Source organism: Algoriphagus jejuensis (assembly GCF_039523455.1).
Lineage (GTDB): Bacteria > Bacteroidota > Bacteroidia > Cytophagales > Cyclobacteriaceae > Algoriphagus > Algoriphagus jejuensis.
Genome location: NZ_BAAAFI010000002.1, coordinates 677089 through 701872, shown reverse-complemented (window position 1 = coordinate 701872; position 24784 = coordinate 677089). Strand labels below are relative to the sequence as shown.

General features: G+C 49.5%; 22 protein-coding genes. 12 read left to right on the top strand and 10 right to left on the bottom strand.

The features are described from left to right. Positions 1 to 55: 55 nt before the first annotated feature. Positions 56 to 829 carry a type III pantothenate kinase gene (locus ABD031_RS04010; protein ID WP_343848627.1) on the bottom strand — a complete coding sequence of 258 codons (774 nt, stop codon included), beginning with the start codon at positions 827 to 829 and terminating at the stop codon, positions 56 to 58. Between the two features lie 70 nt (positions 830 to 899). On the opposite strand from ABD031_RS04010, the gene ABD031_RS04005 reads away from it, so the two are divergent. The 7 genes from ABD031_RS04005 to ABD031_RS03975 all read left to right on the top strand — a co-directional run bounded on the left by ABD031_RS04005 (position 900) and on the right by ABD031_RS03975 (position 8248). After that, positions 900 to 1379: a GNAT family N-acetyltransferase gene (locus ABD031_RS04005; protein WP_343848625.1), complete on the top strand. Its 480-nt coding sequence runs from the start codon at positions 900 to 902 to the stop codon at positions 1377 to 1379. A gap of 195 nt (positions 1380 to 1574) precedes the next feature. Then, the gene (locus ABD031_RS04000) at positions 1575 to 2309 is read left to right on the top strand and encodes an RluA family pseudouridine synthase (protein WP_343848624.1); all 735 of its coding nucleotides are present in this window, start codon (positions 1575 to 1577) and stop codon (positions 2307 to 2309) included. Between the two features lie 41 nt (positions 2310 to 2350). Next, positions 2351 to 2848, top strand: a complete 498-nt coding sequence (locus tag ABD031_RS03995; RefSeq protein ID WP_343848622.1) for a SixA phosphatase family protein — start codon at positions 2351 to 2353, stop codon at positions 2846 to 2848. Between the two features lie 59 nt (positions 2849 to 2907). Further along, positions 2908 to 4482, top strand: coding sequence for a glycerol-3-phosphate dehydrogenase/oxidase (locus ABD031_RS03990; protein ID WP_343848620.1), 1575 nt, complete (start codon positions 2908 to 2910; stop codon positions 4480 to 4482). Positions 4483 to 4560: 78 nt separating this feature from the next. Continuing rightward, the gene (gene glpK / locus ABD031_RS03985; RefSeq protein WP_343848618.1) at positions 4561 to 6060 is read left to right on the top strand and encodes a glycerol kinase GlpK; all 1500 of its coding nucleotides are present in this window, start codon (positions 4561 to 4563) and stop codon (positions 6058 to 6060) included. 55 nt (positions 6061 to 6115) lie between these two features. Then, positions 6116 to 6850: an MIP/aquaporin family protein gene (locus ABD031_RS03980; RefSeq protein WP_343848616.1), complete on the top strand. Its 735-nt coding sequence runs from the start codon at positions 6116 to 6118 to the stop codon at positions 6848 to 6850. A 258-nt stretch (positions 6851 to 7108) separates the two neighbouring features. Then, positions 7109 to 8248, top strand: a complete 1140-nt coding sequence (locus ABD031_RS03975) for an ATP-binding protein (RefSeq protein WP_343848614.1) — start codon at positions 7109 to 7111, stop codon at positions 8246 to 8248. 95 nt (positions 8249 to 8343) lie between these two features. Here the strand turns inward: ABD031_RS03975 and ABD031_RS03970 are convergent, their stop codons facing one another. Next, the gene (locus ABD031_RS03970) at positions 8344 to 9330 is read right to left on the bottom strand and encodes a D-alanine--D-alanine ligase (protein ID WP_343848613.1); all 987 of its coding nucleotides are present in this window, start codon (positions 9328 to 9330) and stop codon (positions 8344 to 8346) included. 158 nt (positions 9331 to 9488) lie between these two features. Between ABD031_RS03970 and ABD031_RS03965 the strand changes: the two genes are divergently transcribed. Beyond that, positions 9489 to 11675: a S9 family peptidase gene (locus ABD031_RS03965; RefSeq protein ID WP_425542702.1), complete on the top strand. Its 2187-nt coding sequence runs from the start codon at positions 9489 to 9491 to the stop codon at positions 11673 to 11675. A 123-nt stretch (positions 11676 to 11798) separates the two neighbouring features. Beyond that, positions 11799 to 12566: a hypothetical protein gene (locus ABD031_RS03960; RefSeq protein WP_343848611.1), complete on the top strand. Its 768-nt coding sequence runs from the start codon at positions 11799 to 11801 to the stop codon at positions 12564 to 12566. Between the two features lie 3 nt (positions 12567 to 12569). Here ABD031_RS03960 and ABD031_RS03955 read toward each other — a convergent pair whose 3' ends face one another. Next, a complete protein-coding gene (locus ABD031_RS03955) occupies positions 12570 to 12809 on the bottom strand; it encodes a hypothetical protein (RefSeq protein WP_343848609.1) in 240 nt (79 codons plus the stop codon). Positions 12810 to 12977: 168 nt separating this feature from the next. Between ABD031_RS03955 and ABD031_RS03950 the strand changes: the two genes are divergently transcribed. Beyond that, positions 12978 to 13466, top strand: a complete 489-nt coding sequence (locus ABD031_RS03950) for a C40 family peptidase (RefSeq protein ID WP_343848607.1) — start codon at positions 12978 to 12980, stop codon at positions 13464 to 13466. A 172-nt stretch (positions 13467 to 13638) separates the two neighbouring features. Here the strand turns inward: ABD031_RS03950 and ABD031_RS03945 are convergent, their stop codons facing one another. From ABD031_RS03945 to ABD031_RS03920, 6 genes are all read right to left on the bottom strand, one after another. Further along, positions 13639 to 14700: an HmuY family protein gene (locus ABD031_RS03945; protein WP_343848605.1), complete on the bottom strand. Its 1062-nt coding sequence runs from the start codon at positions 14698 to 14700 to the stop codon at positions 13639 to 13641. 24 nt (positions 14701 to 14724) lie between these two features. Continuing rightward, positions 14725 to 16992, bottom strand: a complete 2268-nt coding sequence (locus tag ABD031_RS03940; protein ID WP_343848603.1) for a TonB-dependent receptor — start codon at positions 16990 to 16992, stop codon at positions 14725 to 14727. 185 nt (positions 16993 to 17177) lie between these two features. Further along, positions 17178 to 18224: a hemin-degrading factor gene (locus tag ABD031_RS03935; protein ID WP_343848601.1), complete on the bottom strand. Its 1047-nt coding sequence runs from the start codon at positions 18222 to 18224 to the stop codon at positions 17178 to 17180. Positions 18225 to 18226: 2 nt separating this feature from the next. Further along, positions 18227 to 19030, bottom strand: coding sequence for a heme ABC transporter ATP-binding protein (locus ABD031_RS03930; RefSeq protein ID WP_343848599.1), 804 nt, complete (start codon positions 19028 to 19030; stop codon positions 18227 to 18229). Beyond that, positions 19030 to 20088, bottom strand: coding sequence for a FecCD family ABC transporter permease (locus tag ABD031_RS03925; protein ID WP_343848597.1), 1059 nt, complete (start codon positions 20086 to 20088; stop codon positions 19030 to 19032). The genes ABD031_RS03930 and ABD031_RS03925 overlap by 1 nt, the downstream gene beginning before the upstream one ends. Before the next feature lie 3 nt (positions 20089 to 20091). Continuing rightward, on the bottom strand, positions 20092 to 20949 hold the full coding sequence (locus ABD031_RS03920) for a heme/hemin ABC transporter substrate-binding protein (protein ID WP_343848595.1): 858 nt from the start codon (positions 20947 to 20949) through the stop codon (positions 20092 to 20094). A 291-nt stretch (positions 20950 to 21240) separates the two neighbouring features. Here ABD031_RS03920 and atpD point away from each other — a divergent pair, with 291 nt between their 5' ends. Then, on the top strand, positions 21241 to 22743 hold the full coding sequence (gene atpD / locus ABD031_RS03915; protein WP_343848593.1) for a F0F1 ATP synthase subunit beta: 1503 nt from the start codon (positions 21241 to 21243) through the stop codon (positions 22741 to 22743). Between the two features lie 81 nt (positions 22744 to 22824). Further along, a complete protein-coding gene (gene atpC / locus ABD031_RS03910) occupies positions 22825 to 23070 on the top strand; it encodes an ATP synthase F1 subunit epsilon (protein WP_343848591.1) in 246 nt (81 codons plus the stop codon). A gap of 163 nt (positions 23071 to 23233) precedes the next feature. Here the strand turns inward: atpC and ABD031_RS03905 are convergent, their stop codons facing one another. Continuing rightward, the gene (locus ABD031_RS03905) at positions 23234 to 24700 is read right to left on the bottom strand and encodes a glycine--tRNA ligase (RefSeq protein WP_343848589.1); all 1467 of its coding nucleotides are present in this window, start codon (positions 24698 to 24700) and stop codon (positions 23234 to 23236) included. Positions 24701 to 24784 lie beyond the last annotated feature (84 nt).

The following is a 24784-nucleotide window of genomic DNA, read 5'->3' as shown; positions in this document are numbered from 1 at the left end:
CCAAAGTTAGGAATTGCCCGGAGAAAAACGGGGCGAAATCCCTTAGGTTTTCGGCTTAATCGACGTTCGCCTCGGTGATCAGCCTCAAGCCTTCTAAAGTCAGATTTCTATCGACTACGTCAAAGGTTTTCTCCAAAGTCGTGAGAATCGCCGCCAATCCACCGGTCGCGACGATGGTAAATTTCAGCTTTGCCTCCTCCTCCATCGCCCCGATCATTCCCTTCACCAAACCCGTGTAGCCGTACAAAACTCCAGCTTGGATGGCATGAATCGTGTTTTGACCCAAGGCTGATTTTGGAAGCTTAAGCTCGACTTCCGGGAGTTTGGAAGTATTGGCAAAAAGCGAAGTAATGGCGGTTTTGAGACCAGGAACGATGTTTACGCCTAATATTTTCCCCTCAGAATCCACCGCCGTGAAGGTCAGCGCCGTGCCAAAATCCACCACGATCACCGGCGTGGAAAACTTGGAAAATGCCGCCATCACGTTGCACATCAAGTCCGAACCAATCTCATTAGGGCGAAGTGACTTGACAGGAAGCTTGGTATAGCTTTTTGCAGAAATCAGGTAGGGCGAAAGTCTGAAATAGTTTTCACAAAACTGGTCAATGATGGAGTTGATCTCCGGGACGACGGAGCTAAAGCCAATTTTTACAATCTGGGAAGGCAAGATGCCATGCTCCAGAAAGTATAGCGGAACTTTTTTGGTTAGCTGAGAAATCAGACGGGGAGTATGGGTTTCCAGTCGAAATTGGTTCGTCCATTTCCCGGCTTTTTCATCATAAAGCGCAAAAACTACATTGGAATTGCCGGCATCGATGGCTAAAAACATTCTTTCTCAGGTTTTGACTAATTTAGGCCTTCGCAAAAGTAATAACCAAATCTCTATCCCATTTCTGCTTATGTATTCTCTCCGCGAAGGTAAAATCGACGACCTCCCCCGAGCCCTCGAACTGATCAAAGAACTGGCGCTATACGAAAAAGCTCCAGAGCAAGTTACCAACACCCTTGAAATGATGGAGGCAGACGGCTTCGGCGCAAATCCAGTTTATGGGCTTTTTGTCTGCGAAAAAGAAAGTACGGAAGAGATCATCGGAATCGCCATCTACTACTATCGCTACAGCACTTGGAAGGGGAAAAGACTTTACCTCGAAGACATCGTGGTGACGGAATCCGAGCGCGGAAATGGAGCTGGAAAACTACTTTTTGACCGCGTGATGGCCAAGTCCCTCAAAGCCAACTGCACCGGCATGATGTGGCAGGTCTTGGACTGGAACGAGCCCGCAATCAATTTTTACAAAAAATACGGCGCCGCACTCGAAGCCGGCTGGCTCAACGCGCATTTGCAGGATTACGAAATAAAGGAGTTGTTGAAAAGCTAAAACCCCTTGGGCTGGAAGACCGAAGGCCGAAGACGGAAGCACTTCGGTCTTCGGTCTCCTGTCTTCCGTCCAATATTTAAACCTACCTTTGTGATTCATTATGAAATCGAGCATGTCCGCTGCATTGAATCTTTGAGAAATGATTTTTTGCCATGCGAGATTCCATCTGACCTACAAAAATCAAATTATAAACAGGTGAGAAAGAAGCCATTTACCGTTGTCTATGAAGACAACCACCTCCTGATCGTCAACAAGGCGGCTGGCATCCTAGTGCAGGGTGACAAAACCGGCGACAAGACCTTGATTGACTATTGCAAAGACTACATCGCAGAAAAATACAACAAGCCCGGAGACGTATTTCTCCACCCAATACACCGTCTGGATCGTCCAGTCAGCGGATTGGTTGCTTTTGCCCGCACTTCCAAAGGACTGGAGCGGATGATGGAGCTATTCCGCAAGCGTGACATTCACAAAGTTTATTGGGCACTGGTAAAAAGAAGACCTCGTGAAGAATCGGGGAAGCTCACCCATTACCTGACCAAAGACGAATTCAAAAATGTGGTTACCGCGCACGATAAGGAAGTTCCTGGATCACAAAAGGCCGAGCTGAATTACAAGACGTTGGGCTACATGAATGACCACTGGCTGCTGGAAGTTCGTCCGATATCCGGTCGTCCGCACCAGATCCGGGTGCAACTGGCCTCCATGGGCTGTCCGATTCGAGGCGATTTGAAGTATGGTTTTGCAAAAGCCAACCCGGACGCGAGCATCAACCTGCATGCGTTCCAACTCATCTTTGTCCACCCTACCCGCAAGGAAAAACTCTACATGCGAGCTGCCCTTCCTGAGACAGAGTTTTGGGAGCAGTTTCTGGAATTTGAAGAAATCAAAGCGAAAGACCAGCACTTGGACAATACCTATTCGGGGTAAAAACAGTTTCGAAATCGGAAGGTCGGCTATAAATTTACGTTATGAGAAATTTACTTCTTCTTTTCGTCCTTGCGGTCATTTTTGGCAGCTGCACCTCCCAAAACCAGCCCAAGACCATCTACATCGTCCGGCATGCAGAGAAGCAACTAGAGGGTAGTGATCCGGAGCTGCTTTACGTCGGTGGAGTGCGCGCCAAAAAGCTCTCCCAAATCCTGGAGAACCAAGGGATCGAGCATGTTTTCTCGACCGACTACAAGCGCACCCGGTTGACCGTGGAGCCTACCGCCACTGCTGCCGGAGTCGAAATCCAATCCTACGACCCCCGAAACCATGACCCATTGGTGGAACAACTCAGAAGTCTTGAGGGCAATATTCTCGTAGTTGGTCACAGCAACACCGTCAGCCAATTGGCAAACTATTTTGTAGGCGAGGGTGAAAAATTTGCCGACCTGACCGATCTCGAATACGACTACATCTATATCGTCACCCTCGCACCCAACTCCTCTTCCGTGATCCGCAAAGTTTACAAGGATTTTTAAGGCGATTTTTTATTTGGTGGTTCAATTCCTCTATCTTGAAAAGATAAGACGAGGAACCCATGGACCGGAAAGAAAATCTAACACAACTCCAAAATTCTGATAAAATCTGGGACATTGCTGTGATCGGTGGTGGTGCATCCGGGCTTGGTGTTGCATTGGATGCAGTGTCCAGAGGCCTTTCGGTTGCACTTTTTGAGAAAGCCGATTTTGCCAAAGGAACTTCCAGCCGCAGCACCAAGCTCCTTCATGGTGGCGTACGATACTTGGCTCAGGGGGATGTTTTTTTGGTTCTGGAAGCACTTCGAGAACGAGGCCGACTCCTTAAGAATGCCCCCCATCTTACCAGAAACCAAGCTTTCATCATCCCAGTTTACACGCTTTGGGATCGGATTCAATTCAGCGCCGGACTCAAGATGTACGACTACATGGCGGCCAATTTGAGTTTGGGTTCTTCACGATACATCTCTAAAGAAGAAACGCTGAAACGCATGCCGGGTATCACTCCAAAAGGTCTTTACGGTGGCATAGTCTATCACGACGGTCAGTTTGACGATGCTAGGCTGGCACTTGCGATTGCCCAAACTGCCGACCACGCCGGAGCCTGTATCTTGAATTACACCAAGGTTTCCGCGCTCAAGAAAAATGAGGCTGGCAAACTTTCCGGCCTGGAAGTCCAGGATATCTTGACCAAAAGGAAATATGGGATCAACGCCCGCATGGTGGTCAATGCCACGGGAGTGTTCGCAGACAAAATCCTGCAGATGGACAATCCTGAAGCTCCCAAAACCATACAGCCCAGTCAGGGAATTCACCTGGTTTTGGAGCGGGATTTTTTGGGTGGGGACGATGCCCTCATGATCCCCAAAACCCGGGACGGCCGCGTACTTTTCGCAGTGCCTTGGCATGGAAAACTTGTCGTTGGAACTACGGATACCCTTCGGGAAAAGGCCAAGCTCGAGCCGGAAGCTTTGCAAAAAGAAATCGACTTCGTACTGGAAACAGCGGCTGGATATCTGACCCGAAAGCCGACGAGAGCTGATGTCAAGGCTGTTTTCGCAGGCCTGAGACCACTGGCCAGGCCCAAGGAAGGCAGCACCAAGACCAAAGAAATCTCCCGCTCCCACAAGGTCATCGTCTCTGAAAGTGGTCTCGTCTCGCTCACCGGCGGCAAGTGGACAACCTTCCGAAAGATGGGCGAAGACACGCTCGAATATTATCCGAAAGTCACCGGATTGACCATAGCAGACTCTACCTCCAAAGACATCTTGCTTCACGGGTTCACTAAATCTATCCCCGATGGACACTGGGCGGTGTATGGTTCCAATGCCAAATTGATCCAGGACTTGGCAAAAGCTGATACAAGCTTGGCCGAAAAGATCCATCCTGACTTCCCAAATATCATGGCCGAGGTGGTCTGGGCAATCCGACACGAGATGGCAATCAAGGTCGAAGACGTACTTTCCCGAAGGGTTCGAATGCTGATGCTGGATGCGCAGGCAGCGCTGGATTCAGCCAAAAAAGTGGCTGACTTGATGGCAGTCGAACTCAAAAAGACTCCTGCATGGATTGAAAAAGAGCTGGCAGACTTTCAGCAAGTCGGAGAAAAATACCTGATCGCGCCGAAGAGAACTTGATTTTCCCGTCGAAAAAGCTCCCCCAAACTACCCAGCGATAACCTGAGTCAAAAATAGAACTCAATAAACCCAAGAAAAATGACCCAAAACAAACCTTATCTGATGGCGCTTGACCAAGGGACGACCAGTTCGAGAGCCATTATTTTTGACAAACAGGGCCAGATCGTCTCTGTCGCCCAGAAGGAATTCAAGCAATTTTTTCCCAAGCAAGGTTGGGTCGAGCACGATGCCAATGAGATCTGGACAAGCCAATCCTCGGTGATGATTGAAGCCCTGGTAGACAAAGACATCCGGGCCGACCAGATCGCCGCCATCGGCATCACCAATCAGCGCGAAACCACCATTGTCTGGAACAGGAAGACCGGCAAGCCCATCCACAAGGCAATCGTCTGGCAGGATCGACGGACTGCCGCCTTTTGCAATGAGCTAAAAGAAAAAGGCTTGGCAGAAAAAGTCGCCGCCAAAACCGGCCTGATCATCGACGCCTACTTCTCCGCCACCAAGATCCGCTGGATACTCGAAAATGTAAAGGATGCCCGTGCCCAGGCTGAGGCGGGGGAACTGGCCTTTGGCACCGTAGACTCCTGGCTTATGTGGAAGCTCAGCTCCGGTCGAGCACACTTGACCGACATAACCAATGCCAGCCGCACGATGCTCTTCAACATCCACACCCAGGAATGGGATCCAGAATTGATGGAGCTCTTTGAAATCCCAGCATCCATGCTCCCCGAAGTCAGGTCATGCAGCGAACTCTTTTGCGAGACGACCGGAGACATATTAAGTACCAAAATCCCGGTGACCGGTGTGGCTGGAGATCAGCAAGCGGCACTCTTTGGCCAGCTCTGCACGGAGCCCGGCATGGCCAAGACAACTTACGGAACCGGCTGTTTTCTCGTCATGAATACCGGCAAGAAGGCTGTCAAATCCAAAAACCAACTCCTGACCACCGTCGCCTGGAAGATCGGAGACGAAATCAACTATGCGCTCGAAGGGTCCGTGTTTATTGGCGGAGCAGCGGTACAATGGCTTCGCGACGGTCTCGAACTCTTCAAGAAAGCTTCAGAGACAGAGAAGCTCGCCACCAGTCTGGAGGACAACGACCGGGTGTACTTTGTGCCGGCCCTCTCCGGACTGGGAGCGCCGCATTGGGATCAGGATGCGAGGGGAGCCTTTTTTGGAATCACCCGAGGAACCACCATTGCGCACATGACCCGGGCGGCATTGGAGGCCATCGCCTATCAGGTGTACGATGTACTCAAGGCTATGGAAAAAGACGCCGGCAAACCCACCCAAGAACTTCGCGTGGATGGAGGTGCCACAGCCAACAATTTCCTGATGCAGTTTCAGGCCGATTTGCTCGGTTGCGAAATCAAACGGCCGCAGATCATCGAAACCACGGCTATCGGTGCGGCATTTTTGGCGGGCTTGGCAGTAGGTTTCTGGGAAAGCCGAGAGGAGCTGCAGGCCCTTTGGGCGGCAGACCGAAGCTTCGAACCAGACATGTCCGAGGAAAAACGGAAGACCCTGATCCACTTTTGGCACAAAGCGGTGGAGCGCTCCAAAAACTGGGTAGAATGACACCCATAATCACCGACAATAAATCCCCCAACAAACCCAACATCGAACTAGTAGCATGAACCCCTATATCGCAGAATTCATCGGGACTGGAATCCTCATTCTTTTAGGCTCGGGCGTAGTCGCCAACGTAATCCTACCACAAACCAAAGGAAATGGCGGCGGACTGATCGCCATCACTACGGCTTGGGCCTTGGCGGTATTTTGCGGCGTAGTCGTCGCAGGCCCATACAGCGGTGCCCATCTCAATCCAGCGGTGACCGTCGGACTCGGGATCGCCGGCAAATTCGACTGGGGCTTGGCTCCCGGATACATTATCGCGCAGATCAGCGGCGCAATGATGGGATCATTTTTGGCCTGGCTGATGTACAGAGATCATTTTGACCTGGCGGAAAATCCCGGCTTGAAGCGTGCTCCATTTTGTACGGACCCAGCGATCCGGAATTTCACCACTAGCGTGATGTCCGAGGTGCTCGGCACCTTTATCTTGATCTTCGTGATACTCTATATCGCTGGTGCAAGATTGGAAGACGCTACTGGAACGCCAGTCGGCTTGGGCTCCGTTGGAGCGTTGCCTGTGGCGTTCTTGGTATGGGTAATCGGCCTGTCTCTTGGAGGAACTACTGGCTATGCGATCAATCCTGCCCGTGATCTGGGACCAAGGATCATGCATCAGATCCTACCGATCAAGGGCAAAGGAAGTTCCGATTGGGGCTATGCTTGGGTTCCGATCGTCGGCCCGCTCGTCGGCTGTGCTTTGGCGGCCGGACTGTATTTGGTAGTTGGGAGTTGATAATCGAAACAAAGTTGGGTGACCGATGTCCGATGTGGATTTCGTAAGGTCGATAAGTAAGAATAAAACCTTCCAATAGAGAAGAGAGAGAAATTGGATAGCGGGTACATACATGAAATTCGATGTCAGACTGAGCGGAGTCGAAGTCGATTTTGGCTTAACCTGAAAGAGTCAAGCCGCCATAAAAATCAGATCTAGTAATATTCGGCGATCGTAATCCCCAAATATACGTATATTTGAGGATTACGATCGCCAGATATGCATATTGACCGAAGCTTATTTGATATCCTTTTCCAGAAAGCTGACTATAAGAAAGTTATTCTGCTACTAGGCCCCAGACAAGTTGGAAAAACAACTTTGGTGAAAAGGTTGGCCACACAACTACATTCAAACTTTCTCTATCTGAATGGTGATGAGCTCACCGTTCAAAATGCACTTCAGGATGCAAGCCTGTCTTTCTTGCGAGCATATTTGGGCGAAAGCAAAGTCGTGGTGATTGACGAAGCCCAACGAATTCAAAACGTAGGCCTTACTCTAAAATTGATTGTTGACAATTTCCAGGGTGTTCAGCTTTTGGTAACAGGTTCTTCTGCTTTGGAATTGGCCAGTTCTATCAATGAGCCTTTGACAGGAAGAAAATGGGAATACAGACTTTACCCTCTTTCCTGGAGTGAATTGATTGGTACTTTGGGATTTCCAAAGTGCCTGAATTCCCTGGAAAACTACCTGATTTTCGGAACCTATCCGGAAGTAATCGCGTCGGAGGGTCAAGAAATTCCAGTACTGACTAACCTTGCGAGCAGTTACCTGTACAAGGACCTACTCAATTTCCAGGGGATTCGAAAACCCGAACTATTGAATAAGATCCTTCAGGCATTGGCCTGGCAAGTAGGATCAGAAGTCAGTTTCAACGAACTGAGCCAGACGGTACAGGCAGACAAACAAACTGTACAGAATTATGTCGATTTGTTGGAAAAAGCCTTTATCGTCAAGAAACTGGCTCCTTTTTCCAGAAACCTCCGAGGCGAAATAAGCACCAGCAGGAAAATCTACTTTGTTGATAATGGAATCCGAAACAGCATCATCGGGAATTATGCCTCACTTTCAGGAAGAAGTGATGTGGGAGAACTTTGGGAGAATTATCTCATTGCGGAACGCCAAAAGCTGCTGAGCTACCATGGTTTTTATGGTCGGGTATATTTTTGGAGAAATGTGCGGGGCCAGGAAATCGACTATCTGGAAGAAATCGACGGGAAAATTCATCCATTTGAATTCAAGTGGAACCCAAAAGCAAAAGTGAAATTCCCAACCACATTTTTGGAAACCTATACGCCCGCAGCTCCTCAAGTAATCCACAGAGAAAACTTCTGGGAATGGCTCCAGACTTATCCCTACTAAAGCTAAAAGTCCCAAATCACTCGGGACCTTCGTTGGCTCTCGCTTCTTGGCTCTTGGCTCTAAATTCTTGGCTCTTGGTTCTAAAATCCAATCGCTCACCCCAGCATCTCCTCTATCAGTTGGGTGTAAAACTCCTTCACTTCCATCCCAATCGCCCGCACCTGCTGGGAAATTAAGCTGGTTTCTGTCTGTCCGGGGACGGTATTTATCTCGATGAAATAGAACTTGCCGGTTTCGTGCTGAAGGAAATAATCCACGCGAACTGCTCCTTTGCAGTTGAGCTTTCCATAGACCTTGGTTACGATACCATCCACACGGGCGACTTCTTCCTCGTTCATCCTGCCGGGGGTGATCTCCTCGGTCACGCCGGGCACATACTTGGCTTCGTAGTCAAAAAACTCCTTGCTACTCACGATCTCTGTCGCAGGCAAGACGGTGATTTTCCCCTTTCCCTTAAACACCCCAATCGAGAACTCCCTTCCGGAGACAAACTCCTCCACGAGCACTTGCTTGTCCTCTGCGAAAGCTTTCTCCAAAGCATCCTGAAGTTCCTCCCATGTTTTCACCTTGCTCATGCCAATGGAGCTTCCTCCATTGTTGGGCTTGATGAAAAGCGGCAAAGCCAGCTCTTCTTGGATTCTTCCGGCATTTTCTGGGCTGTTTTCAAAAAGCTGGATTGACTTGGCGACGTTCAACTCAGGGATGTCCTGCACGATGGCCTTGGTATAGCCCTTGTTCATCGTGATGGCCGAAGTCAGCTGATCGCAGGTCGTATAGGGAATCCCAAGCATGTCAAAATACCCCGCCAGCTTGCCATCCTCACCCGGAGATCCATGGAGGATATTGAACACCCCGTCAAAGGTGATCTTTTCATCGCCCAGATTGATGCTGAAATCGTTCAGGTTTACCGGAATTTTTTCTCCTCCGGAATTCAGAAAATGCCAGTCTCCGGGATAGATAAAGATTTTATACACCTCATATTTTTCGCGGTCGATGGTCTTTTCGACCACGGCGGCACTTTTGAGCGAGATGACGGACTCCCCGGTAAAACCGCCGGTGACAAGGGCAATTGTTTTCTTCATGGCAGGAAAAATTTCTACTGCGAAATAGGCTATTTTCCCCCAACCCTCCAAGGCTTTTCCACGCAAGCCCCAAAGGGCTTCAAACCCTTGGGGGCTTAACACGAGCCTGCTTATATTCGCCTCCTGAAATTCTTTGTTTTACCCAAATAAACAACAGCATGATTAAAAGTTGGAGAGCCATCGGACTTGGGCTGATCTGCATGATGAGCATATCACTCTTCTCTCAGGCACAAAATCTTAAAAAGGTAAGGCCCGAGGATGTGTTCAAACTCGGCACCTTCTCCCAAGAGACTATCTCCGGGATCAATTGGATGAAAGACGGGCAGTTTTACAGCTCTCAAATACTGCGAAACGGTGCGCCGGCTGTCGTGAAAATAAACTTGGAAACAGGCCAGGAAGCGGGAGTATTGTTGGACGGACGTACGCTGGGTGTGGACTTTTCCTCCTACTCCTTCAATGCCGAGGAGTCCAAGGCCCTGATTGCCTCTGATGTGGAATCCATCTACCGAAGATCCTCCAAGGGCGTTTTCTATGTCGTGGACCTAGCTTCGGGCCGAAAGCAGCAGCTGATGAACGGTGAGAAAATCTCCTACGCTACCCTCTCTCCCGACAACGACAAGGTGGCTTTTGTCCAAAACAACAACCTGTACCTAGTCGAGCTGGCAAGCGGCAAGCAAACCCAAATCACCTCTGATGGAGAGTGGAACAAGGTCATCAACGGCTCCGCGGACTGGGTGTACGAGGAGGAATTTGCCATGGCGCAAGCCTTTCAATGGTCACCTGACGCAAAGAAAATAGCTTTTATCCGATTTGACGAAAGCCAGGTTCCGGAGTTCAATATGCAACTGTGGGGTTCGCTCTATCCAAAAGACTACAAGTTTAAATACCCGAAAGCTGGGCAGAAAAATTCCATCGCGAGCATCCATGTCTATGACTTGGCCTCCGGCAAAACCCAACAAATGGACGCCGGAACCGAAACTGATATCTACCTGCCCCGGATCTATTGGACGAAAGATGCCAACACCTTGGCCTTTATCCGTCTCAACCGCCTGCAAAATCAACTCGACCTGCTCCACGCCGACGCGAGCACAGGAGCCAGCAAGCTGATCCTCACAGAGACCTCCCAAACCTACGTGGATCTCAATTACAACGACGACCTGCAATACCTCAGCGACGGCAAGACCTTCATCCGTACCTCGGAGCAGGACGGCTTCAAGCACATCTACCATCACAACCTGGACGGTAGCCTGATTCGCCAGATTACCTCGGGAAATTGGGAGGTGACGGCCATGGTTGGCTTGGATGAAAAGGCGAAGAAACTGTATTACATCTCTACCGAGGCATCTCCGCTGGAGCGTAATTTCTACGTGATCAATCTCAATGGAAAAGGAAAAAAAGTCCTGACCCCTGCCAAAGGCACACATACGATCAACATGAGTTCGGATCGCAAATTCTACATCGACTATCACTCCACTGCCGACGTCCCTTTGAAGGTGACCCTAAACGAAGCCTCCGGCAAGGAACTCAAGGTCTTGGAAGACAATCAAGCCTTGAAGGACAAGCTGACGGGCTATGCTTTGGCTAAAAAGGAGTTTTTCACCTTCCCAACGGTAGATGGCACCCTACTAAACGCCTACCTGATCAAGCCTGCCGACTTTGATCCCAGCAAAAAATACCCGGTCTTGATGTATGTCTATGGTGGCCCGGGCTCCCAAAACGTGCTCAACGCCTGGGGTAGCCTCCGCGACTTTTGGCACCAGCAGCTCGCTGCCGAAGGATTCATCGTGGCCTGCGTGGACAACCGCGGGACAGGTGCGAGAGGTCGTGACTTCAAGCATTCTACCTACGCCAACCTCGGCAAGCTCGAGGTGATCGATCAGATCGAAGGAGCCAAGCACTTTGCCGAGATGCCTTTTGTAGATCCAAGCCGCATCGGGATCTGGGGCTGGTCCTATGGCGGATACATGTCTTCCCTTTCGCTGATGATCGGTAATGACGTCTTCAAAACCGCCATTGCCGTTGCTCCCGTGACCACCTGGAGGTACTACGACACGATCTATACCGAGCGCTACCTGCAGACTCCGCAGCTCAACGCTACCGGATACGACGATAACAGTCCTATCATGCATGTGAACAAATTGAAAGGCAATTTCCTACTGATCCATGGCACAGGCGATGACAACGTCCACTTTCAAAATTCTGTCGATCTGGTCAATGCGCTGATTAATGCAGACAAGCAGTTTGACTCCTTTTATTACCCCAACAAAGCCCACAGCATCTCCGGCGGAAATGCGACCTGGCATATATATACTCAAATGACCAATTTTTTAAAGGAGAAGCTTTAAAAAATTTATATTGGATAGATTTTAAAACCGCAGGATAAAAATTCTGCGGTTTTTTTGTTGTAGCATATTTTGTCCCGGTCACGTCTGGTGTTCAAATGATCTACCCACCTAAACTAACCTAGCATGAAAAATTTGCAGAAAGCATTCGGAGTGCTGTTTTTGGCCTTAACTTTTTTCGCCTGCGACGGTGGAGAAGATATGAATCCCGACGACCTATTGGACCAAGTCGGATTTGAGGGCAGACTGCCTGATGGCAGATCGGTGACCTTTCCATCCTCCTATCAGCCAGGTAGCGAGCCCATTGCATTCAGCTTCAAAACGGATCAAGGTGGAGCAGGGAAGACCTACCAGGGAAATGTGATCACGCATACCTTGGGCCTCAAAGATCTGGACCGGGGATATAGCCTCTTTATCAGACTTCCTGAGCTCAAATGGTCCCAAGAGGCTACTTCGGCCTTTAATTCCAAGGCAGTATTCGAGGAAATTTACTCGTATGACAAGGTAAAAGAACTGCTTGCCGTAGGCGAGAAAAAAATCAATGTGGTGGATTTTGATTACGATCGAGCTGACTTTGGTGCTGTGCCTGATTTCTTTCAAATCCAATATGTCCCCGAGGGAAACCAAAACACCATCATGTCTGGACTTTACAATCCGTTTTTTCATGAGGGGAAATTCGTGGCCCCGACCGACAATTTTCTCCGGGTAGTCAGTCAGCGGGAAGGGAGCTATGTCAACGAAAAAGGGGAGAGCAAGCGCCTTCTACTGGTCGAGTTTGAACTGAAACTGCAGATGTACGAGGTGAAGAGCGCCGAGGGCTATGTCCCGCTTCAGCCTCTGGCCGGACGCTTGGTAGTTGCATTCAAAGAATTTGTACCTGAGTGGGCGAAATGATCCTCAGGCCAACTTGATCTGATCCAGGTAAAACTTCATGCGACTATGGTCGCGGGGCAAAAAGTCAATCTTGTCAATGCGATCCTCTTTGTGGTTGTAAAAAACCTCCACGTAGTCATTTTCCAGCAAATACAGATTGATCTTATGCCGGTAGTAGCGGATAGCCACCACAAAAGTCCCCTCGATGTAGAGAGTCTTGATCTTTTGGTGAAGCGGTAAACTGTGAAAATCCTCCCTACTCATTGGCTAATCCTTTCTCAGAAAACGTGAATTTAAGAAAATGGTCTGGAAACAGGCGTCGGTCGTAAAGAAAGCTTCCGCAGGAAGAAATCTACCCGGCAAAAAATCAGGAGCAAAAGGATAGGTTTACTGAACTAGGACACGTAAAATTGGAAAAACAAAGCAAAAGCCTTGCGCCAACGATCCCAACTCCCAGTACTCCTTATCCTAATTGCCGTCGCCGGATTGATGCTCGCCACCGGCTGCAAGTCCAAAAAGAAACTTCCCAAGGAATCCCCGGCATTTACCGTGATCGAGACGGCAAGAACTTACCGCGGCACGCCCTACAAATATGGGGGAACCACCCGCTCCGGAATGGACTGCTCCGCCCTGGTCTTCCATTCCTACTATGCCGTCGGCATCAACTTGCCCCGCGTGTCCGCTGACCAAAGCAAGGTGGGACAAAAAGTCAACATCAACCAAGTGAAGCCCGGGGATCTGCTGTTTTTTGCCACCGGAAGAAGAAAGAATCAAGTGACCCACTCCGGCATCGTCACCGAAGTGGAGCGAGACGACGTCCGCTTTATCCACGCTTCCTCATCCCTCGGCGTGACCGAGGATTTCTTGAGCAATTCGTATTGGAAAAAGGCCTTTCTCTTTGCCTCACGGCTGTTGGAGTAAGTCGATGTTATCCTGCTTCTCCAGAAGCTGGATCTGAAAAAAGCATCAACAACTAGCCATAACACACTCTGCGACCTCTGCGAAACCCTCCCTGCTTTTGGCGGTTAAAAATTTTTTTCAAAAAAAAGAGCGCCGAAGCGCTCCCTTTAACCCAGTCAAAAAATATCCAAAATTATTTTCCGGCATCTACCAGCTCATATTCGAAGCTTGGCTTGCCTCTCTCTCCATCCTTGGTCAGGGACAGGAAGCGTACTTTGTAGACATTCGCATCAGAGTCTTTCACAATGTAGTAGCGATCCTCTTTTACCGCTGGCTGGGAAGTCGGACCACCGCCTAGTCTCCAGCTGGAGCCAATAGCTAATCTATTGCTCGAATCAAAAGTCAAGCCTGCCGCGTCCTCTGCCATAAAATCCTCATAGGCAATATCCGCTTCCATTACCTGAACAGTCGACACTCCTCCATAGATGTTATGGTACACCAGGTCTTGGTAGAAATATGCCAGAGTTCCATTGACCGCGTCTGGATACGGAGTGGAGGCAGTTCCAGCAGTCCATTGGATATCCCATTCTGTCTTGGCAGGCTCTACATCCACAATACCCGACTCAAAGCTTACATAGACAAAACTATCGTCTTTGTCTTTGGTGATATCCAAAGAGCTGAAGGTCGTAGCATCGGCGTTGGCATGCTGCAGGGTATAGCCCTCGCCTTTTCTGATTACTCTGATCTTTTTCCAAGGCTTTGCTTCTACGCCGCTGGCTCCGCGAGAAAGCAAATACACGACATTGGTGGCATCGGTAGCACTCACCGCAGCGACCACTGGCTTGGATAGCGGATTGGCCGCATCGTCGACATGCAAGATGCCCTGTAGGTTGGTGAAGCTCATGATAAGCTCCCCGCTAGCCTCAGCGGCAGCAATCTCCGCCGCACCGACCGCATTGATATCGGTCTTGGAAGTGGCAGAAGCCATGGCTCCGGTGGTTCCGTTGATCAGGACTTTGAAGTCAGAACCTGTACTGAATGCCAAGTCCCAATTTCCTCTGGCTACTGCGGTTTGCTTTCCGGAACGAAGGGAAACAAATACAGAGTTGGGATAGGTAGCTCCGCCTCCATCCACTTCGACAAACCCCGACTCATTGGGTGGAACAACTACTGGATCCGGATCATCGGAGCAGGAAGCCAAAAGGCCAAAACCGACTGCACAGGCAGCCATGGAAAGAATTCTTAATTGCTTCATTGGTATACTATTTTGAAAATTTAGTTATTGGTTGAATTGATATTGGATTCCGAGGAAATAGGATCGTCCATAGCCCACTGGGCGACTACTGCCTCCACCGTGTGTTTCTCCGCCTGCAGTACTGCTAACTTGTTTGACATCAAAGAGATTTCGGACTCCGGCATTGACCGAGATGCCGTGCTTAAATTCTTTTCTCAGACTCAGATCCATCCATTGATAGCCGTCGATCTGAACTTCCTGAGCACTGGGATTGCCTTCTGAGTCCGTGATCGTCTGGTACCCAGGCAAAGAACCTGTCAACTTGTAATAGAGGACAAAAGTGGTCTTCCAAGGCTGTACCAGATAGGTCAGGTTGGCATTGAGCTCCGGTGTCCAGCTCATCTCCTCCACTTCCTGAGCTTCTTCGGACAATTGGTTGTATCGGCCGATGTAGGAGACGCCAAGGTTTCCATTCCAGTTTTTGTAAGACTGGGTATGGTTTAGGGTAAATCCGGCAGTCTTATAGTTTTCGATGTTGAATAGGGTCGTGACCTGGATATCATCCGGATCTTGGCCATAGGCGATCTTGTTGTCCACGTCGTTGTAAAAAGCCCCCAAGACGGCCCCCACCTTCCAACCGGAACGGATTTCAGACTTCCAGTCTAGGGAGCCATTGACGCTGTGCGAGGTCTCTGCCTTCAGGTCGGGATTACCGGTGATACTATGGCTCGCGTCAAAGAAATTGAAATATAGCTCGCGGATCGACGGAGCACGAAAGCCCTGTGCATAGGCAAGTCTCAGATCCAGCTTTTCACCCAAACCGAATTTGGTGTTGAGCGAGGGAAGCAGGTCTGGCGCTTCGTAGGCGGAGTTGTAGGCTTTTCTCAATCCCGGCTTGATCTGGATGGACTCTATCGGCCTCCACTCAGCAGACACAAATGCCGCATAGTCTTGGATGCCTTCGTTTTCGGTGATTCTTTCGCCGGAGCCTTCCTCCAAGTTGATGTCAAGGCCTGGCTGGAGGTTGAGCTTGGGAGAGATTTTCCACATACCCATCATTCTCCAACTGAAGCCGGTGTACTCGATGCGGGACTGTGCACCGGGAGCTTGGGAAGGATAGCGCTCGCCAGTCCGGACGTTGATCACCCAGGTTTCGGTGTCTCGTTTGTAGTCGGTAAAAGCTCCCTGCCCGTTGAGGGAAAACTTGCTGCTAAGGTCCCACTGCCCGTTGAGGCGATGCATCCATCGGTTGGTGATAAAGTTGTGGTCGATCATCTCCAGACGAGTCTCGGGGCCAGCGGTGTAGATGTCCTCGTTCAGGTAGTCTGTTTGGTAGATCAGGGAAAAGTCCTGTCCGGTGTAGCCTGCCTTTAGGTTAAAGAAATTCTGATCTTTGGGCAGCCATTCTTTTTCGCGGCCAGTTTCCTCGCCCTGCCATCCCCCAAAATTGTTTTGGGAAAAGCCGGCACCGAAATTCCATTTCCCCAATCCATAGGTCCCCGATACCGTCCGCATGTGCGTGCCTTCTCCGGAAAAGGGGCTGTACTCGGAGCCCACAGTCTCCTCTTGGATCTTTGCCTGGAGGGAAAGCTTCTCCCAGGAACCGGTCTTGGTGATGATGTTGATCACGCCCGCCAGTGCGTCCGCGCCGTATACTACCGACATCGGGCCTTCAACGATCTCGATTCTTTCGATCTGATTGATGTCGATTTGGTTGACGTTGATCTCGTTGGAAGTACCCTGACGTCCCACCATGGGCACTCCATCGATGAGGATCTTGATGTTTTGTCCGGACATGCCGAGGAGTTCCATGTTGCTGCCTCCGGTGGCATTGTCCTGATTGAAGCGTATGCCCAGTTCGGTGTTGAGTACCTGCTGGATGTTTTGTGGAGCCCTGTTGAGGATGACGGTCTGGTCTATGCTCCGAACTTGGTACACGGAGTTTTTGGCGGATTCCGGCTGGAAATTCCCGGTGACAACCACCGTTTCCAGATCGGCTGTGGACTGGGGTAGAACAAAGGTCTCCTCGATCTTTCCCGCTGGCCAGTCAGCCAAGAGCGTCTCAAAGCCCACCGCTGAAATCTTCAGCTTGCTGCCATTGGGATGTTCGCTCAGCTCAAATCTCCCCTGCTCGTCCGCTACTTTTCCCTTGGCATCAGCCAGCCAAACCGTGGCATGTGGGATAGCTTCTCCTTTGTCGCTCACGACCTTGCCTTTGAAGACGGTCTGGGCAAAGCTTCCCAGGGATGTTCCAAGGCCGATCAGGGCCAACACCAACAAGCACTTATTAAGACTAAATCTACGCTTATGCATAAAATTTTTTGAAATGGAGGCCGTCTCGAATTCATTCGTCGTTGCGAGCGGTAATTGCGATAAACAGACCCTCAGCAGGTCAAATACCCCGAAGCAATCTTACCATAGTATTTACTCCGGAAAAGATTGCTTCCTCGTGCCTCGTCGCAATGACGCGTTCCCCGAGACGGCCTCCAGTAGATACTTTAGAGGCTATCCACCAATGTTTTCCATTCTGCTTTTTGCGGAAGCCCGGGCTTTCTCAAACCAAAGAATTGAGCGACCATCTCGCCTTCTTTGTCGAAAAGCTCGACTGCCGATACCAATCCGTCTTCCGTGTTTTTGTGCACCGCATAGGCTTTGTCCACGACGTTTTCATTCAGGTGCATGTTGAAGTCCGGATCGAGTACGTTGAGCCAATCGCCCATCTGACGAACCGTCTGGATCTTGCCTTGGTGGATCTGGATGTTTCCTTTGTTTCCTGCGAAAATCATGATCGGAAGCTTGGTCTCAGCGGCAGTCTCCACGATTTTTCTTGCAGAAAGTCTGTCCACTTCATACGCCCACTTGTCATCAATCCACTTCACAGCATCGAGTCTGTTGAGTTTGTATTTGCGCAGCATCCCAAAGAAATCATGGGTATCTTTCATGTTTTCCCAATCCTGGGTGAAAGCCGCGAGGTCCAACTCTTCTTTGGAGATGTACTCTGGTGTTGGGAAAGCTTCCAATTCCAATTGTCCACTTTGTACTTCTGCGGTGTTCTTCTGCACCAGTTCCTCGTAGACCTCTGGGTTTGACTTTTCCTGAAGGTAGACTTTCATGACTGCCTCACCGGCTTTGTCGAAGTACTGCAGGCTCTTCATCGTGCCTCTTGGTGTCTCGGTGGTCACTGCAAAGCCAAATTTCCAACCTGCGAAAAATACTCTTTGCTCGATCGGCCCGATTACCGTGGCGATCTTATGAGGTCCAGCCTGCATCATCTCGATTTTCTGGAATGGACCTTTGTGCTCCAATACGCAGCCCTCACTTCGGGTCAAAGACATCACCCGACCCAGCTTAGGAAATTCTTCCAGTTGATCGGTAAAATTGTCCGTCAGACGAATCACGTTTGCACCGATGCCAGTAGCTAAAAGTTGCGCTTCAGTCACGCCAAGTTTGGCAGCAGCATCGCGGATTCTGAGTTGTGGCTCAGATTCTTTGAGATTCTCCCAAGCTTGCTTCAGGGATTGTGCGGATTCTTGAATAGTTTCCATTGTTATGCTCGTTTAAATGTGGGTATGGAGTTGAGTTTTTGGGCAGCTGCTGCGATCAGCATGCAGCCTGTGACAGGATTTTGGATGAGTTGGATGGGATGGTCAAAGACGTACTCCAGAATTCCTTCCTCCAGGACTTCTTCCACCGTGCCGACTTTGGCGATGCTGCCGTTTTTCAGCAAAGCGATCTTGTCTGCGTACTGAGCCGCAAGGTTCAGCTCATGGAGAATCACCAGGATACCGATATTCCGGGATTTCAGGGTTTGGAGGATCTTCAATACGGCATGTTGCTGGGCAATGTCCAAGCTGGATGTGGGTTCGTCCAGCAGCAAATATCTTGGAAATGGCTTTGCTTCCCAGATTTGTACGAGCACTCTTGCCAGTTGCACGCGTTGTTTTTCTCCGCCAGAGAGATGATTGAAAACCTGATCCTTGAGATGAGATGTATTCGTGGCCTCCATTACTTCCTCAATGAGTTTGGAGGGCTGTCTGACTTTGGTGCTGATCAGGCCAAGTTCAATCAACTCCTGCACGGTGAAAGGAAAGTTGACCTGCGTGTGTTGGGGCATGACAGCTCTCACCGCCGCGAGGTCCTTTGCTTTCAGCTTGGAGATATTGTGGCCATTGTAGCCTACAGACCCATGCTTGCATTGGATTTCACCAGAGAGGATTTTGAAAAAAGTGGATTTTCCGGCGCCATTGGGACCCAGTACAGCCAGGATTTCTCCGGGATTCAACTCCAGACTAACCTCATCTACGATGGGTCTTTGGCGAATGCAAAAATGTACTTGAGAAGCTTGCAGCATCAGTTTCGGGATTTATTCAGATTGAAGATAAGCCAGATGAAAAAGGGTGCGCCAAGCAGCGCGGTAATGACACCGATGGGCATTTCGGCAGGAATGACGATCACTCTGGCCAGGAGATCTGCGAAGTTTAACAGAATCGCTCCGAGCAGAAATGATCCCGGAAGGACCAAGCGATGATCTGCGCCAAACAGGATGCGGATCAGGTGGGGAACCACCAAGCCTACAAAGCCGATCATGCCGACCATCGATACGCCCGCTCCCACGATCAGCGCGCTGCATACGAGCAATTTCAACTTGACCTGCTGCACATTTACACCCATATGAAAGGCCTCTTGCTCTCCAAGGGCGAGGGCATTCAGTTGCTTTGAATTGAAAAGTAATAAGAGAGAAGGCACAGCCACCAGGATCAGCGTCACGGGGATTTTGGCCCATGTGGAACCTCCCAGGTCCCCCAGACTCCAGAATGTGAAGCTGCGCAAAGCTGAATCATCTGCGAAAAACAAGACCAAGCCAATCAAGGCTCCGGCCAAGGCATTGACGGCGACACCTGCAAGGATGAGCGTGGCAGCGTCTGTCTTTCCCTGAGATTTGGAAAGTTTATAGACAGCAAGGACATTGACCAATCCGCCGAAAAAGGCAAAGATCGGAAGGCCGATGGATTTGATCCAGGCGAGGGAAGTAGCTACTGGTACCAGCACCATGAAGATCACTGCAAAAAGCGCTGCGCCGCTACTTACTCCGATCAGCCCCGGCTCGACGAGGGGATTTCTGAACATCCCTTGAAGGGCTGCGCCGGAGATGCCCAGACCTCCCCCAACCATCATGGCCATAAGGACCCGTGGCAGACGAATCTGTAAAAGAACGTTTTCTTGTTGGACTGCGAAAGAGCCCACTTGGAGTCCCAGTTGGTCAAGCAGAATCGCCAAAGTCTGTGGAAATGGAATGCTGAAGGCCCCCATCGAAAGAGAAGCCAGTGCAACCAATGCCAGCACCAAACCAAACCCGATCAGGGTGAGGTTTTGACTTTGGGATTTGGATTGACTCAAGGCAGTATACATGGCTTATTGACGGACAGCTTTTGCCAGATCGAGGGCAGCTTTGCCCACTCTCGGCCCGAATCCCGATAGGTAATGACCGTCTAAGGCTACGATTTGATTTTCTGTGAAAGCGGTGGTTTGCTCGATTCCCTGGATTTTCACCAGACCTTCTTTGCCACCAACACTTTGGATTCCTGAGTCAAAAAACACGAGGTAGTCTGGATTCATACTCACTAATGACTCTGGAGTCAGCGGTGCAAATTCATCGAAACCTGTAGCCGGGCAATCGATCTTTGCCAGATTAAACATCTCCTTGGCAAAGGTTTTGTCTCCGGCGATAAACACCGTTTCCGGGCCCCGCGCCATGATAAAGATCGCCTTTGGAGTTTGCTCCTGGCTTCTCAAATAGCTGTCAAGCTCTGCCAAATCAGCATCAATGGCTGCGTTGATTTCTTCTCCTTTTGCTTTGGCATCAAAAAAGAGCGCCATCTCGGAAACTAGTTTTTTGGTGCCTTCGACGGTCTGAGGCTTAGGAAACACCTGAACATTTACCTGTGCTGCCACGAGCTGATCGAGCACGTCAGGATTGAGGTATCCTTCCTCTATCAATACGAGGTCAGGTCCAAGTGCGAGGATGCCCTCGGCCTTGATCTGGTTTCTATAGCCGATCGATTGGAGGCTTTTCATCGATTCGGGATAGGTCGAGGTGATGTCTGTCGCGATGATCTGATCTCCAAATCCAAGCGTGTGGACTATTTCGGAGATGGTGCCACCTGCGGTGATTATTTTCTTTGCCTGATCATTGCTTTTGCTTTCTGTGGATTCCGGTGCTTTGCAGGCACTGGCGAGAAGCAAAATCCCAAAGAGTAGTTTCTTTATCATTATTTAGACTGAAAATAAATTAAGGCACAAAAATATATCTAATTAGATTCGATCCAAATAAAACGACAGGATTTTAGGAAGGTGTTGGCGGTAAATTTTATCCATTCGAAAATGTGGGAAAGACTACTATGGAGAAAAATAATCGCTGAATAGGCGACACGGAGGCGAGAGTATTGAAAAGTGGGAGCGGATTGGGATTAATTTTCCAAATATCCTTTGGGATTAGGCTTTAATCCTTAATTTTGCGCTCGAATTATAAAAGCGTAATCCTTTTTACATTTCATTCTACAAATGGCAAACATTGGAAAGATAACACAGGTAATCGGCCCCGTAGTGGACGTTTCCTTTGAAGGCGGTAAGCTGCCGAACATCCTTGACGCGTTGGAAGTGACCAAAGAAGATGGCCAAGTGGTCGTGATGGAGGTTCAGCAGCACCTAGGCGAAGATAGAGTACGGACTATTGCAATGGACGCTTCCGAAGGGATGGTTCGCGGAATGGAAGTTCGAGACTTAGGTCAACCTATTTCCGTCCCTACCGGTGAAGCGATCAAAGGTCGTCTTTTCAATGTAGTAGGTCAGGCAATTGACGGTCTTCCTCAGGTACCTGAAGGCAAAAGACTTCCAATCCACAGAGCTGCCCCTAAGTTTGAAGATCTTTCCACTGCTACCGAAGTTCTTTTCACAGGTATCAAAGTAATCGACTTGATCGAGCCTTATGCAAAAGGCGGTAAGATCGGACTTTTCGGTGGTGCCGGTGTAGGTAAAACCGTATTGATCCAAGAATTGATCAACAACATCGCCAAGGCGTATTCAGGTTTGTCGGTATTTGCCGGTGTAGGTGAGAGAACAAGAGAGGGAAATGACCTTTTGAGAGAAATGATCGAGTCAGGCATCGTAACTTACGGTGAAGACTTTATCCATAGCCTAGAAACTGAAGGCGGATGGGATCTATCTAAGGTAGATCTTAAGAAGCTCGAAGAGTCTAAGGCAACCTTCGTGTTTGGTCAGATGAACGAGCCTCCAGGGGCGCGTGCACGAGTGGCCTTGACAGGTTTGACTTTGGCTGAATATTATAGAGACGGTGACGGAACTGGTCAGGGAAAGGACATCCTTTTCTTTATCGACAACATCTTCCGATTCACTCAGGCAGGTTCTGAAGTGTCCGCACTTCTGGGACGTATGCCATCTGCGGTAGGTTATCAGCCTACTTTGGCTACCGAAATGGGTACCATGCAGGAACGTATCACCTCTACCAAAAACGGTTCGATCACTTCCGTACAGGCCGTTTACGTACCTGCGGATGATTTGACTGACCCGGCTCCGGCGACGACTTTCGCCCACTTGGATGCTACTACTGTACTTTCCCGTAAGATTGCCGAACTGGGTATCTACCCTGCGGTGGATCCTTTGGATTCTACATCCAGAATTCTTTCTCCAGATATCCTGGGCGAAGAGCACTATGGATGTGCACAGCGTGTGAAAGAGATCCTTCAGCGTTACAAAGAATTGCAGGATATCATTGCGATCTTGGGTATGGAAGAGCTTTCCGAAGAAGATAAGCAAGTCGTACACAGAGCAAGACGTGTGCAGCGTTTCCTTTCCCAACCTTTCCACGTAGCAGAGCAGTTTACCGGCTTGAAAGGTGTGTTGGTTGATATCAAAGACACCATCAAAGGCTTCAACATGATCATGGATGGCGAGTTGGATCACCTGCCTGAAGGAGCTTTCAACTTGGTAGGTAGCATCGAAGATGCGATCGCCAAGGGTGAGAAAATGCTTGCTGAAGTGAAGTGAGATAAATAGTTACTAGTTATTGGTATTCTCAAGTACTCCACCTACTAACTCAATAACTTTTCACTCAACAACTAGACAAACATGCATTTAGAAATCGTCACACCGGACAAAAAAATATTCGAAGGAGAAGTATCGGAAGCCAGTTTTCCTGGCGCGGACGGCTCTTTTCAAGTGCTGAATAATCACGCTCCGATCGTGTCGGCTTTGGCTAAGGGAGCAGTTTCCTTTACCACTGCGACAGGAAAGCAATCGATGATCGTCGATGGCGGAGTCGTGGAAGTGAAAGACAATGTGATTGTGGTCTTGGCTGAGAAAGTAGTAGCTTAAGAACCCCAATTCAATATACAAAAAAGGTCTCCTGTGCGAACGGGAGACCTTTTTTGGTTCTAGCCGAAATCCTGGCAATCGCTCAATAAAAAAGTCCAACCCTTTCGAGTTGGACTTTCTTGCTTTCCACTCCCCTAGTTCAGGAGACGAAATCTAGTATCAGTTAGAATTTCTCGAAAATCCTTCTGAAGCTTGTCGCTTCGGCGATCTTACCATGCAGCTCAGAGATGGCTACGCGCTCCTGCTCCGTGGTGTCGCGATGACGGATGGTCACCATGCCATCTTCCAAAGTCTGGTGATCGACCGCGATACAGAATGGCGTTCCGATCAGATCCTGACGGGTGTATCGTTTGCCGATAGATCCCGAATCTTCATAGATGATGTTGAAGTCGTACTTTAGCAAATCGACGATCTCCCGTGCCTTCTCCGGTAGTCCGTCCTTTTTCACAATCGGCAAAACCGCTGCCTTCACAGGAGCAATCGCCGGATGGAATTTCAGATAAGTTCTGCTCTTTTCCTCAGATTTCTCTTCGGTGAAAGCATTGCAGAGAGTCAACAGGAATAGGCGATCCGCCCCGATCGAAGTCTCGATTACATACGGGATGTAGTTTTGGTTGATCTCCGGATCGAAGTATTGCTGCTTTTTGCGGGAATATTCCTGGTGGGACTTGAGGTCAAAATCAGTTCTGGAATGGATTCCTTCGACTTCTTTGAAGCCAAACGGAAACTCAAACTCAATGTCCATCGCCGCATTGGCGTAGTGCGCGAGCTTTTCGTGGTCATGCTTTCTGAGTTTTGCCGCAGGCGTGCCCAAAGCCAAATGCCAGTTCATGCGGGTCTCAGCCCACTTCTGGTACCAATCCAGCTCAGTGCCGGGACGTACGAAAAACTGCATCTCCATCTGCTCAAACTCCCGCATACGGAAGATGAACTGACGAGCAACGATCTCGTTTCTGAAAGCCTTGCCGATCTGAGCGATCCCGAAAGGAACCTTCATGCGTGCGGTCTTTTGCACATTGAGGAAGTTGACAAAGATCCCCTGAGCCGTCTCTGGACGCAAGTAAATGGTGGAGGAATCTTCTGCCACCGAACCCACTTGCGTGGAAAACATCAGGTTGAACTGACGGACATCTGTCCAGTTGGAAGTGCCGCTGATCGGGCACTTGATGCCTTCGTTGGTGATCAGATCGCGTACTCCGTCGAGGTCTTCGGCTTCAAGCAATCTTGCCAAAGCTGCAGTGAGGGATTTGGCTTTCTCCAAATCTCCTGCACGCTCAAAAGTGGCTGCATGCTCTTCTACCAACACATCGGCACGGTAACGCTTCTTGGAGTCCTTGTTGTCGATCATGGGATCGTTGAAAGAATCCACGTGACCGGAAGCCTTCCAGGTGGTCGGATGCATGAAGATCGACGCATCGATGCCGACGATGTTATCCTGCACGCGAGTCATGGTTTCCCACCAGAGTCGCTTGAGGTTGTTTTTCAATTCCACCCCGTAGGCGCCATAGTCATATACTGCCTGCAGACCATCGTATATCTCAGAACTTGGGTACACAAAGCCATACTCTTTGGCATGGGAAATAATATCTTTCAATTGGGCGTTTTCGCCTGGAGTTTCAGTTTTTGCCATAGGGGGCAAAAATAAAGAAACAAATTGATTTAGGTTAGCCCTCTTTGAGGCTTGGTGGACGGAATTTTCACTTTTTCAGTCCTG